This is a genomic window from Nostoc sp. DSM 114159 (assembly GCF_053470285.1).
Map to the genome: position 1 here is coordinate 245,994 of NZ_JBPFEH010000001.1, position 12,733 is coordinate 258,726.

10 protein-coding genes are annotated in these 12,733 nt (G+C 42.2%); 3 read left to right on the forward strand and 7 right to left on the reverse strand.

Annotation, left to right across the window (positions count from 1 at the left end):
* The first annotated feature begins 226 nt into the window (after positions 1-226).
* The 3 genes from ACR5KR_RS00955 to ACR5KR_RS00965 all read left to right on the forward strand — a co-directional run bounded on the left by ACR5KR_RS00955 (position 227) and on the right by ACR5KR_RS00965 (position 5,306).
* Positions 227-1,864, forward strand: a complete 1,638-nt coding sequence (locus ACR5KR_RS00955) for a DUF1565 domain-containing protein (RefSeq protein ID WP_448265116.1) — start codon at positions 227-229, stop codon at positions 1,862-1,864.
* A 780-nt stretch (positions 1,865-2,644) separates the two neighbouring features.
* Positions 2,645-4,756 (forward strand): bifunctional arginine dihydrolase/ornithine cyclodeaminase, encoded by a 2,112-nt coding sequence (gene argZ / locus ACR5KR_RS00960; protein WP_448265117.1) that lies wholly within the window; start codon positions 2,645-2,647, stop codon positions 4,754-4,756.
* Positions 4,757-4,790: 34 nt separating this feature from the next.
* The gene (locus ACR5KR_RS00965; protein ID WP_448265118.1) at positions 4,791-5,306 is read left to right on the forward strand and encodes a DUF2085 domain-containing protein; all 516 of its coding nucleotides are present in this window, start codon (positions 4,791-4,793) and stop codon (positions 5,304-5,306) included.
* Positions 5,307-5,527: 221 nt separating this feature from the next.
* Here the strand turns inward: ACR5KR_RS00965 and ACR5KR_RS00970 are convergent, their stop codons facing one another.
* The 7 genes from ACR5KR_RS00970 to ACR5KR_RS01000 form a co-directional block, all read right to left on the reverse strand.
* Positions 5,528-6,160, reverse strand: a complete 633-nt coding sequence (locus tag ACR5KR_RS00970) for a hypothetical protein (RefSeq protein WP_445628161.1) — start codon at positions 6,158-6,160, stop codon at positions 5,528-5,530.
* Positions 6,161-6,331: 171 nt separating this feature from the next.
* Positions 6,332-6,556: a hypothetical protein gene (locus tag ACR5KR_RS00975; protein WP_445628160.1), complete on the reverse strand. Its 225-nt coding sequence runs from the start codon at positions 6,554-6,556 to the stop codon at positions 6,332-6,334.
* 151 nt (positions 6,557-6,707) lie between these two features.
* Complete coding sequence (locus tag ACR5KR_RS00980) at positions 6,708-7,991, reverse strand: glycosyltransferase (protein WP_448265120.1); 1,284 nt, start codon at positions 7,989-7,991, stop codon at positions 6,708-6,710.
* Between the two features lie 509 nt (positions 7,992-8,500).
* Positions 8,501-9,760, reverse strand: coding sequence for a glycosyltransferase (locus ACR5KR_RS00985; RefSeq protein WP_445628158.1), 1,260 nt, complete (start codon positions 9,758-9,760; stop codon positions 8,501-8,503).
* 158 nt (positions 9,761-9,918) lie between these two features.
* A complete protein-coding gene (locus ACR5KR_RS00990; protein ID WP_448265121.1) occupies positions 9,919-10,386 on the reverse strand; it encodes a DUF2141 domain-containing protein in 468 nt (155 codons plus the stop codon).
* A 78-nt stretch (positions 10,387-10,464) separates the two neighbouring features.
* Complete coding sequence (locus ACR5KR_RS00995; protein ID WP_448265122.1) at positions 10,465-11,448, reverse strand: glycosyltransferase family 2 protein; 984 nt, start codon at positions 11,446-11,448, stop codon at positions 10,465-10,467.
* 245 nt (positions 11,449-11,693) lie between these two features.
* Positions 11,694-12,698, reverse strand: a complete 1,005-nt coding sequence (locus ACR5KR_RS01000) for an NAD-dependent epimerase/dehydratase family protein (protein WP_445632210.1) — start codon at positions 12,696-12,698, stop codon at positions 11,694-11,696.
* Positions 12,699-12,733: the final 35 nt, after the last annotated feature.

A 12,733-nucleotide genomic window follows, 5' to 3' on the forward strand; every position in this document is an offset into this window, starting at 1 on the left:
ATATTTCTTGGGGTCTTTGGTGACTTTGTAAGGTAACTTTGTGGAGTCTTTGAAATTTCATTTATGACTTGTTTGTCACTCAGATCGAACGTATTGTAACACCAGAAGTGTTTGCATAATTTTTTAAGTTTGTACTGTGAAGTAATTTCAGTTACTTAATGCATCGATCGCTACTCATTTTCATGGTTAGCGCTAGGATAGCTATGTATTTTATTAAAGTATAAATATGGCTCAAACTTTTTACGTAAATCCAGTATCAGGCAGTGATGCCAACCCAGGTAGCCAACAAGCCCCCTTCAAAACTATTACGCAAGCCCTTAAGGTAGCTACTGTTGATACCAAGATTCAACTAGCAAATGGTAATTACAACGCTGCTAGCGGTGAAGTATTTCCGCTAACGGTTCCATCTGGTGTAACAGTGGTGGGTAATGAAGCCAATAAAGGCAATGGCATTTTGATTGAAGGAAGTGGTACCTATCTGAGCCGTACTTTTGCGGGTCAGAATGTCACTTTTGTACTACTAGATAAAGCTGAACTCCGAGGAGTGACTGTAACAAATTTGGCTAGTCGTGGTAGTGGTGTTTGGATTGAATCAACTGCCCCTACTGTTGCTAATAGCACCTTCATCAACAATAAGCGGGAGGGAGTATTTGCTACAGGAGATGCTAACCCAGTGATTCTAGGTAATGTGTTCAGTGAGAATGCAGCTAATGGAATTGCGATCGCTAAAAATTCTAAAGGTCAAATTGAAAATAATACTTACTTCAAAACAGGTTTTGGCATTGCCATTAGTGATACTGCATCACCCATCCTTCGAGATAACAGAATTTATGAAAACCGTTCTGGGATTGTCATCTCTGGTAGTGCCCGTCCCGTATTACGTAATAATGTTAGTGAAAATAACACTGATGATGGGATCACAGTGATTGGAACTGCTCTACCGGATATCGGCAGTATCAATAATCCGGGGGGAAATACTCTACGCAATAACGGTAAATTTGATTTGCAAAATGTCAGTTCCAACAAGCTGATTTCTCTAGGAAATAAAATAGATGCGTCTAAAGTTACCGGAAACATAGAGTTTGCAGATAGTTCGGTTCCAACACCGACTCCAACACCAACTCCAACCCCAACACCAACGCCAACGCCAACACCAACGCCAACGCCAACGCCAACGCCAACTCCAACGCCAACACCAACCCCAACGCCAACACCAACGCCAACCCCAACGCCAACCCCAACGCCAACCCCAACCCCGATTCCAACACCAACTCCAACCCCTACTATTGAATTAACCGATATTGCGAATCATTGGGCAGGTGGGTTTATTCGGGAATTAGTCAAATTGGGGATAGTTAATGGTTTTCCCGATCGCACATTTAAACCCGATGCGACAATGACACGGGCACAATTCGCGGCAATAGTAGTAAAAGCTTTCAACCCACCACCAAGCCGTGCAGCGATCAAATTCAAAGATGTACCAGCAGACTTCTGGGCATCCAAGGTAATTCAGCAGGCATATCAGGGTTTATTTCTCTCTGGTTTTCCCGACAATACCTTTAGTCCCAACAAAAATATCCAGCGCGTGCAAGTGATTGTCTCTCTGGTGAATGGATTGGGGTTATCTAATGATGGTACGGCAACTATCAAAGTTTTCGATGACCAAGCCAAGATTCCTGAATATGCCAAGGATGAGGTAGTAAAAGCTATAGACAAGAAAATTATCGTCAATTACCCAAACCTGAAACAACTCAATCCTACCCGCGATGCTACACGCGGTGAGGTAGCAGCGATAGTGTATCAAGCTTTGGTAGATGCAGGGCGTGTAGCAGCGATCGATTCGTCTTATATAGTGACTGCTTGAGGGAGGCAGGGGAGCGGGGGAGCAGGGGAGCAGAGGAGACAAGGGGACAAGGGGACAAGGGGACAAGGGGGAATTATTGAACAACTCTCTCCCTTGTCTCCCCCCTCTTCTTCGTCTACCTTGTCTCTTCTCCATGCCCTCTGCACACCCCTCCTACCCTTCAGCTTAATAAGCGTGCTATTCAAGCCACGGGTGTTGGTGAAAAGTTAAAAGCGAACGCTGGGAAAATAAACGTTCGCTTGACTATACTTGCCGAACATAGTGGTTAGTTGCTTGTTATTAGCATACTATAGACTGTGGATTTGAGAGCATTTGATAAAGATTTTGCTGCTAATGCCGATGAATTTGATCTAGTTGCTTCGCCCTCTAATACACCCCCAGTGGCCTCACTTTGCTGGAAACCTAAATTAAATCAGGGTTTCTTAATTTTACGTGAGTTCGACGAGTGCTATTTTGACCTCTCCCCCAGCCCCTCTCCTACCAGGAGAGGGGAGCAAAAACCCTCCTTACTCGTTACTCCTCCCTCTCCTTACAAAGACACACTCGCGTTCGGCTTTTAGGAGAGGGAGGCTGTCCGGGAGAGGTCTGTCGAACTCACGTTAATTTTGAATTTTGAATTGGTATTATTACTATGTTCCAGTAATAGAATTGAGAGCGAAGGCTTGGTCAAGTCTTCAACTATCAAAAGATAGATGCTTTAGTAGCAGATTTTACCTGTAAAAAAACAAAAGTCTGTATTCAAAGTAAGCTTGTAGCATATAAAACGCTTGTAAGATTTTTATGACTTCTCGGATTCGCTTTTTAATGTGCCCTCCTGACCACTACGACGTGGACTATGTGATTAATCCTTGGATGGAAGGGAATATTCACAAGTCATCGCGCGATCGCGCCGTGGAACAGTGGCAGGGACTACATCAAATCCTCAAACAACACGCCATTGTCGATTTAGTACCACCTGAAAAAGGCTGGCCTGATTTGGTTTTTACCGCCAATGCTGGCTTGGTTCTGGGCGATAATGTCGTCCTCAGTCGCTTTTTGCACAAGGAACGTCAGGGAGAGGAGCCTTTCTTCAAACAATGGTTTGAGGCAAATGGTTATACAGTCAATGAACTTCCCAAAGATTTGCCCTTTGAGGGAGCAGGAGACGCACTGCTAGATCGGGAAGGACGCTGGTTATGGGCGGGATACGGTTTCCGCTCGGAATTAGATTCTCACCCTTATCTAGCTAAATGGCTGGATATTGAGGTGCTATCCCTACGATTAATAGACGAACGTTTCTATCACCTAGATACCTGTTTTTGTCCTTTAACAAATGGCTATTTGCTATACTATCCCGGCGCTTTTGATTCTTACTCCAACCGCTTAATTGAAATGCGAGTTGCACCAGAAAAGCGCATCGCAATTGAAGAAGCTGATGCAGTCAACTTCGCTTGTAATGCGGTGAATGTAGATAGCATCGTCATCATGAACAAGACGAGTGATGCTTTGAAAACCCGCCTTCAGGATGCAGGTTTCCAAGTGCTGGAAACACCACTTACGGAATTTCTCAAAGCCGGTGGTGCGGCTAAGTGCTTAACTTTGCGGGTGACAGAACCAGTTAGAGATGAACTTCATGCCAATGTCTCGGTAGAAAGCCGCGTCATTCGCATGGAAGGACATTTGTTAGATGCTGGCTTAATTAACCGCGCTTTGGATTTGATTATAGATGCCGGCGGAAGTTTCAAAGTCCTGAATTTCAACTTGGGAGAACAACGGCAAAGTACTTCAGCCGCCGAGGTGAGAGTATCAGCACCATCCCATGAAGTGATGGAAGAAATCATCTCCCGATTGATTGATTTGGGTGCTGTAGATTTACCCCATGATGAGCGAGATGCCAAACTGGAGCCAGTAATTCAAGATGGCGTTGCGCCTGATGATTTTTACGTCAGTACAATTTATCCCACCGAAGTGCGAATTAATGGTCAGTGGGTGAAGGTAGAAAATCAACGCATGGATGGCGCGATCGCCATTACCCAAACTGCCAATGGCTTTGTAGCTCGGTGTAAAATACTCCGCGATTTAAAAGTTGGCGAACAGGTAATTGTAGATGTTTTAGGTATCCGCACCATCCGCAAAACTGAATCGCGGGAACTCCGCAGCACCCAAGAATTCAGCTTTATGTCGGCGGGGGTTTCTAGCGAACGGCGCGTGGAATTAGTCGTTGAGCAAGTGGCTTGGGAATTGCGTAAAATCCGCGATGCTGGTGGTAAAGTAGTTGTCACGGCTGGGCCTGTGGTAATTCACACTGGTGGCGGCGAACACCTGGCGCAACTGATTCGGGAAGGATATGTACAAGCACTGCTGGGTGGTAATGCGATCGCAGTTCACGACATCGAGCAAAATATCATGGGCACTTCCTTGGGTGTAGACATGAAGCGGGGTGTCGCCGTACATGGAGGACACCGCCATCACCTGAAGGTAATTAATAGTATCCGTCGTTATGGCAGCATTCCCAAAGCTGTGGAGGCGGGAGCAATTAAAAGTGGCGTCATGTATGAGTGCGTTCACAATCATGTACCTTTTGTACTTGCGGGTTCCATTCGGGATGACGGGCCTTTGCCTGATACCGTAATGGATTTGATTCAAGCACAGGAGCAATATGCCAAACACCTAGAAGGTGCAGAGATGATTTTGATGCTGTCATCGATGCTGCACTCCATTGGCGTGGGTAATATGACTCCGGCAGGGGTGAAAATGGTATGTGTCGATATTAATCCAGCTGTAGTGACTAAGTTAAGCGATCGCGGTTCTGTAGAATCAGTGGGTGTGGTGACAGATGTAGGTTTGTTCCTCAGTCTGTTGATTCAGCAGTTGGATAAGTTAACAAGTCCTTATGTAAATAAGGTACGTTAAGAAAAGGTAGACGCAAAGGCGCAGACAAAAGGAAATGACAAGAGTAGCTTTCAGTGAATTGCAGGTTAATTGGGTCAGTTTGATTGCTGATTTCTTGTTGGTAGGGATGGTTTTTGGCCCGCCTATCGCTCCCTTTTTGGCTGCGTCTGGAGTGTCTTTGCTTCCTGGAATTGCGGACATCATTTATTTCATGGGTAATCATGTCTGTCCGCAACCAGATATGGGGTTAGATTTAGCACCACCATTTATTATGGCTGTGTGTATGCGCTGCTATGGCACTGTCACGGGTTTGCTGATTACTCGCCTGCTGTATGGGATGACTGGTGGTAAAGGATTTTACTGGTTAAATCAATATGGCTGGAGTGGTGTGGCGTTAGCCAGTGTGCTGATGATGGCTTATCCTTTGGAATTGGCAGCACAGATTTTTGGTTTGTGGAATTTTAATAACTATTTGGTTACGCCTTTTGGGTTAATTACAGGTTTGGCGTGGGGATTGTTTACTATGCCGATCTTACATGGGTGGCATGGTGCTAAAACTAGCTTCCGTTAATTGTAGAGACGTTGTATTACAACGTCTCTGAACATTATTAGTATAGTTCCCTCCTTTTTTAATGAGTTAGGGGGATCAAGCCTTAACCAAGCGTATTGATTTACAGGACTGGGGGCTGACTTATAGCTGTCGCCAAGTCGTTTAGGACATAAACCTAATATAAAACCCAGACACCAAGCGACTTTCGATCCTGTTCCCTGTTCCCTGTCTCCTGTCCCCTGCTATATCTTTACGTTACGTTTTTGCCGTAAACCTACACTTAAGGCTGCAAAAGCTAATGCACCTAATGCAAAATTAGGTTCGGGAACACTAGCAATAGTAGACTTATTTTCGTTTGTAAGACCATTCCAACTGCCAAACTCGTACAACTCTAACCGATAGCTAAACAAACCGTCTGAATCACCAATAAATTGCAGAGGTGCTGAAAATTTCAGCACAGTGCCATCAAGGCTGTATGGTACTGAACCACGGATGTTACCCCAACCTCCTGAATTCGGTTCCGATGGACCAACTGAGAATACATCACGTATCCGAACGTCACCTGCAACGTGAATTTCTTCTCCGCGAATAATTGAGGAAAGGTTACTATAGGCAGAGGGCGGTCTAAAAATAGGCAATTCCCCACTCGGATCGATATAGTATTGAAAAGAATCGGCTTGTCTATCAAATTCATCAACTGTGAAAAAATCTGGCACTCTATTAAAATTTACAGTGAATGTTACTTCTTGAGCATCAAGATTTACCACTGCTGACTCTGATTCAACTAATAATACTGCTTGTGCTATTTGCCCTGTGCCCAAGGCAATTAAAGCTGCTCCAAGCAGAGACACTGGTAACTTTTGTGCGTATGTCATAAAAATTACTTTTTTAACCGTAGTCTGACATCAAGATAATACGGCAAGTAACATATTTGTTAAAAGTTATAGCAGTAATTTCACTGAAAATTTATGATAATTTTACAGAATTTTTAACAAAAATTGTACTGCTCAGAATAAACGATCGCATTTGTATCCAACAAATAGCGATTACCACTCATCTCGTAACACCCTTTGCATCGCTAATGCATCTCCCTCCCAGGCTAATTTACCCGCAAGATCGGAAAAATCATAATCAGATTTTTGTGTGCTATTTGATGCAACTGGATTCAGAACAACCACGACATTCACCTCCCCAGGCGCTAGCGGTGTTGGGATATCAAGATGCAAATGCCCTGATGCATCAACAATTGTCGTAATTTGAAAAACTTCCATTATTATCCCAGCTATTAAACTCTGGTTTCATTTTAATGCGATGTCTACGACGCGCTATGCCTACGCACCCATCAACTAACAGGTTTAGTCAAACTCAAAGTCACTAATTAGCGATCGCTAATACTGTAAATACTAGCGATCGCCATATTTTTTATCGCTGTGGTCTTATACTGGTTGTACCTACCTCCACCTTCTGCGCTCCTTCAACGATTTGGTAAAGTTTGTGTTCAAATTTCTGCATACACGCTGACCAATCAAATTCGAGTATAGAAGGGCGAGCGTGTCTAGTCATATCTGCTTTCAAACCGGGATTTTCTAGAATCGCAATTACCTTTTGAGCGAAGTCTGTAGGGTTGTTAGGTTGGGCAAGGAAGCCGTTACGACCAGGAAATACCTGTTCTGAGGTTGACGGTGCAACAACAGCAACCAGAGGAGTTCCAGAGGCTAGCGCTTCGTTATTTGTCGTGCAGAAGTTCTCGGTGACGGAGGGATTGACAAAAACATCTGCTCTAGCAAACCAACCTAGAAGTTCTGTACCGTGAGACTCACCCCATACAGTAACACCCGATCCAAACTTTTTAGCACGCTCGCGGATCTCTTCATCTAGCGGGCCACTACCAACAATTACCAGATGGACATCAGGAATTTTGGCAGCTATGACTGGAAAGATATCAAGCAATTGGTTGACATTCTTTTCCGGTGTAATGCGTCCAACAAACAACAGAGTTGGTCGGTTATCATTGGGAATTGGATCGTAACAAATGTTTCGCGGGTGAAATTTTTCGCAATCGATACCTTGATAAGCGACGTATTCAGCGCGTTGGCATTTCAGTTCTTCGTATTTAGTCAGTTGTTCTTTAGAAGAGAAGTAATTGAAGTCATAAGACTCACTAAACTGCTTGACTAAAACGGGAACGATGGGACGAACCAAATTGAAGAATCGGTCTCCAAAGTAATATTTGATATACGCAACAATATCTGTATGGAACAGTGATATTATTGGCGTGCCTGTTCGTTTTGCATATTGAGTGCCGATAGGGCGACCATAACCTTGCAAGAAAAATGAGTATAAACCTCTCATTTGGGCTGCTTCTTCAACCACGATAATATCGGGCTGGAATTTCTCCAGCAACTTGGTATCGCTCCAATGCCGATAGTTCAACGGTTGAGGAAGAGACTTGTAAAATACCAGTGGTTCTGTAGGGAATGCGTAAGCAGAGAAATTGGAGAAAGATTGAATTTCTTCTAAACCTGGCATGGGGCGATCGCCAACATTTTTGGGGTAGCGATCGTTGATTTGCGGATGGATTAGAAAAACCTCATGTCCCTGCTCTAGCAACCAACGAACTCGTTGGTGTACTGCAACGGAAACACCAGTTAAGAAAGGAGCATACAACCCTGTAAACAGTGCAATGCGAAGTTTTTGCTTAGTCATAATAAAGGGGAATATTTCACAAAATTGCTGGTTTTTAACTTAGGATTTACGCAGCAAATGTTTCATGAACATCCTGATTCTTTGGCTCAGAAATTCCCGTCAATACAGTTAGACTAAGGATTTACGCATTGTTAAATAGCTGAAATTTTCGATTTTGAAGTGGATGTTTGTCAATCTGGATTTAAACTATAGCCGTAATCACATAGCTTAGGACATAATGACAAGCGTGAATGCTAGGAAAAGTATACTTTTACCTCCAGCAAGAACTGCCTTCTGTCTCCTGCTATATCAAAACATCCAAACTGCTAAGTCAAAATTCCCCTTAATATATTTGTCTAAACCCTTGCCAAAAATGTCAATACGTTTTGGTAATCAACAAGTAAAAACGTATATTTTTACAAGGGTTATAGCTAATATAGTTCTACTAAATATAAGATAATACAATTTGAAGACTAGGGAATGTTTAGTGTAATAACTTTCATGCCCTAGTTGATATTTAGCGATTTAATTCAAAGAGAAACCTTGCTATTAATCGGTTGATCCAACCATTGATAAGGGCGATATTCCACCAAGCGGACATTCCAAGGCCCTTGAACTCGATAGCTGACACCGCGCCAGGTGACTGTTGATGTCCACAGGGATGATAGCATCGCTAACCCATAAACCCACTGTGTCAACGGAATCCCAATCAACATTTTGATAATTGTAGTAGCTGATAATTTGGCGATCGCTTGATCGTTAGAGCGAACTACTCGCTGTATCTCTAATTCCAACACCAGCATTATCAAGAGTAATCCGACAGTGTAAACTCCATAGCAGACTAACAACAGAGCCGCAGCTTCCCATTTTGCCTCTAACAGCGACTCTAGAACTAACACGCTTAGTAGAGTCGGAAACAAAATGCTAGAAACAGCTTCACTTACAAGAGCCAACCAACGAGGATGATACAGTCGAGAAAAAAGGATAAGGCGCTTGAGATAGTCTATTAAGTTGAATAAATCAGTCTCTTCACGATTGACTATTAACAGCGAAGGCACAAACTTTACCTGGAAACCATGTTTTTTCAGGATGTCGTGCATCATAAAATCTTCGCCTAAAGCTTGTCCCCACTTATCTAGCAGTTCTGTTTGGCGAAGCACTTCTGTTTTCACAGCCAAAGTTCCACCCCAAGGAATCTGGAAGATAAACATTTGCACTACTGTAGAGACATTGCCGACGTACCGCACTAAAGAACCCCAATAGCTACCTGTTGGTACGTACCAACGATTACCGGTTGTTGCGCCTACTTTCGCATCCCCTAGAGGACTGACTAATTCTCTAAGCCAATTCAGATGAACTATAGTATCAGCATCGACTAAAGCAACCACCTTGTAAGAGTCGTCCAACTCCCGGACAGCTTGGATTAAAGAACTGCATTTGAGACTACAACTGTTGCGTACTATTCTCAAAGGGCTGATTTGAACATTGGTTGCTTCTTGCTCAGTGATGGTTTCACTAGCAATTTTCCAAGCAGGATCTTCGTGACTATCAACGATCAACTTTAAATCATACTGTGGATAGTTTTGATTTAGGAGCGATCGCAAACATCTAGGCAAAAACGGATCGGCTCCGCGTAAGCAAAGAATTACTGCTGTTTTGGGTAGCTGATCGTCTGGCAATAAGTTTTTTTTAGACGAGCGCAGATACCATATAAAGACAAGCGTAAAACACACCTGAATAACCAGCCAACCCATCAAAGACTTAGACAGAAATATTGCCAAATCTTCCATTAAATTTTTAATCTCCGACAGAATAATGGATTGGAAATTGGGGATTGGGCATTGGGCATTGGAAAGAGAACAAGGGGCAGGGAGCGGGGAGCAGAGGAGAAAGAGGTAATTTTTATTCTCCCCCTGCTCCCCTGCTTCTTCCCCACTCCCCATTTCCTTTACGAATCCAGTGAATATTTCATGATGATGGTCACTGTTGTATTTTTGTTGACAACAAAACTGGCATCACGGAACTTTGGTGTACCTGTTTGTATGGACACAGTTGGATTTTTGGAAATCCCAAAACCTTCTTTGGGAATACCGAAAAAGTCTTTATTTAGTTTGCGATCGCCATTTTGATCGTCAACCACAGCGACAGCATAAGTTCCAGGTTTCAAACCAGAGAATTTTTTTGTTACAGAACTGCCAGTAATCTTAGCGCAGCCACTTTGAGCTTCACTAGCACTACTCATTGGAAATCCTTTTTCACTTGCATAAACTCGAAAGCAAATCTCACCTTTTTGGTGATGTATTCCATTTACTACAACATTAAGTGTTGCAGTTGGCTCTGCGTTCACTGTTTTAGCAAAGCTGATGCTCGCTAAAGTAGCAAGCAAAACATGAGATAGTTGAGATAGTTTCAGCATAATTTTGTAATTAGGATAAGTGATTTTGGGGCTGATAGAAAGCCGCGTTAGTCAGCTTTGATTTGTGAACTGATTCTTTCAAAGAATGACTTGCTCTTCTTTAATGAATGCTGTTTTCCAATCTTTCCAAAGTACTTGCACCACACTTAGCAAATCTTTCAGTAAAAGATATTCTGTCCCTTTTAACTGCTGTTGTAAACTTCTATGACAACATAGCCGCTCATTCAAACTCAGGGGACTACGCCATATAGAGAGTATGTACTCCCAGATTATTCTCCAATGTGGGAATAAAATTTGTCCTTTCTTTGCTGAATCAAACCACACTGTATACCCATAAAAATCCGGGAGCATACTCAAGAATGATTTTTGATTTGTATTTGTTAACAACAAATAATGGGGAAAGAACATACTCATTGATTGTTGCGGATGACTTCTGAAGAAAAACAGGTATTCAGGGATTTCATAAAACCTACCAAGAATACCAAGTCTTAACAAAAGAATTCCATCTGCATTACCGTAACCACCCATAGGCGGTATCTTTTTCAAAGCACTAGCGCGAATTACCCCGTAACATTGATTGCATAAATGCTTGGTCAGCAATTCGTGAAAACGCTCCTGCGGTTTTAGTGCATCGGCCTTGACTTTGATATCGTAATTTTGGATAAAATTCCCCTGTTCATCAATGAAATATGCCTGGGAGTGACACAAGATTATCGTAGGATCTTGGTCAAGCACCTCGACACACTTCTTGATAAAATCTGGAGAATGTAGATCGTCATGAGCTGCCCATTTAAAATACTCACCCGAAGACAGTTTCAAGACGCGATTAAAGTTACCAGCACAACCGATATTCGTGTCATTGCGGTAGTAACAAATACGTTGGTCTTGCTCGGCATAAGCTCTACAAATTTCTTCCGTTTTATCTGTCGATGCGTTATCTGAAATAATAAGTTCAAAATCTTCAAAGGTCTGAGCCAAAAGTGATTCTATGGCTTCTTTGAGAAATTTTTCACCATTGTATACAGGTAATCCGATGCTCAATCGTGGCTGATTGCTACTCATAGAAAACAAGTATTCGGAAAATCTGTGGATTATTTTCTGCTTAATTGTAGTTAGGTAGATGCAATGCAAGAATTCAGAAGTCAGAATTCAGGAGTCAGAATTTAGAATACTTTGATACCAAGCTGAATCATTTTAAGTAAATCAAGAGTCTTCTAGCTTCTTCATTTTGCAATCATTCTGTTAGCGATAGCGGGGCGTTTAGCCCATTATGGCTCCTGACTCCTGAATTCTCAAAAATATGTGAACTATTTCACCAAGCTTTGAATATCTGTTTTTTGCAGCCATTCATGTGTTTGCTGCATACCTAATTCTAGGTCAACTACTGGTTTGTAATTTAATAGATTTTGGGCTTTGGCAATGGAACAAGCATAGGGACGAGTCATAAAATCTATGGACTCTGGTAAAATATCAACTTTTTTCCGAAAAAGTTTTTGCCCTTGAACGCGTAGCTTTAGAAACAATTTGATTTCATCTTTTGATAATGAAAGAGGTGCTTGCAAATTTTCCATTGCTGCTAAACGCATAAAATACTCTTTCCACGAAGTTTCTTGTCCATCAGTGATATTAAATATTTCACCGTAGATTTCTTTTTCTATCGCGAGAAAGATGCCATCAATCAGGTTATCTATATATACATGATTGATTACTCCTTTAGCATCATTGGCGCAAGCAAATAATTTTTGGCGCATCATCAGAATTGGTCTGACTATCCAGGGAATACTTCCAGGACCATAAACATCTCCGGCTCGAATAATGATGATGCCAAAATCTGACGGATTATTCAGTTCTAGAAGTGCTGTTTCGGCTTCGATTTTCGTTTGACAGTAGGGATTATTTTCGCCAGAGAGTGGGCCGGATTCTGTAACACCATCAGGATAGTTAAAACCGTAAACCATCACACTAGATAAATGCACAAATGTTTTGACACCAGCTTGTTTAGCAGCTTTAGCCATATTGACAGTACCGCCAACATTCACATCACGAAAATGCTTAATTGCACCAGCTTCTTCAGCAATTTGCTCTGTATGTAAAACGATATCTACTCCCTGACAAGCCTTTTGAGCAATAGTAGAATCGGTGATACTACCAATAATTACCTCTACACCTAAATTCTGTAATTGTTTGTTCTGTTCTGTAGAACTTTGTAGTCCACGAACCTTCATCCCTTGCGCTATGGCTAACTCGGCTGTACGCAAACCGACAAATTCATTAATCCCGGTAATTAGGAGAGTTTTGTCTTTGAGGTTCATAAAATCGAAATTATTGTTAAATAGGTGAATTTGAT

Bases quoted from the DNA above. Each gene is read 5' to 3' on its own strand.
- ACR5KR_RS00955 (WP_448265116.1), top strand. From the start codon at position 227: ATGGCTCAAACTTTTTACGTAAATCCAGTATCAGGCAGTGATGCCAAC.
- argZ (WP_448265117.1), top strand. From the start codon at position 2,645: ATGACTTCTCGGATTCGCTTTTTAATGTGCCCTCCTGACCACTACGAC.
- ACR5KR_RS00965 (WP_448265118.1), top strand. From the start codon at position 4,791: ATGACAAGAGTAGCTTTCAGTGAATTGCAGGTTAATTGGGTCAGTTTG.
- ACR5KR_RS00970 (WP_445628161.1), bottom strand. From the start codon at position 6,160: ATGACATACGCACAAAAGTTACCAGTGTCTCTGCTTGGAGCAGCTTTA.
- ACR5KR_RS00975 (WP_445628160.1), bottom strand. From the start codon at position 6,556: ATGGAAGTTTTTCAAATTACGACAATTGTTGATGCATCAGGGCATTTG.
- ACR5KR_RS00980 (WP_448265120.1), bottom strand. From the start codon at position 7,991: ATGACTAAGCAAAAACTTCGCATTGCACTGTTTACAGGGTTGTATGCT.
- ACR5KR_RS00985 (WP_445628158.1), bottom strand. From the start codon at position 9,760: ATGGAAGATTTGGCAATATTTCTGTCTAAGTCTTTGATGGGTTGGCTG.
- ACR5KR_RS00990 (WP_448265121.1), bottom strand. From the start codon at position 10,386: ATGCTGAAACTATCTCAACTATCTCATGTTTTGCTTGCTACTTTAGCG.
- ACR5KR_RS00995 (WP_448265122.1), bottom strand. From the start codon at position 11,448: ATGAGTAGCAATCAGCCACGATTGAGCATCGGATTACCTGTATACAAT.
- ACR5KR_RS01000 (WP_445632210.1), bottom strand. From the start codon at position 12,698: ATGAACCTCAAAGACAAAACTCTCCTAATTACCGGGATTAATGAATTT.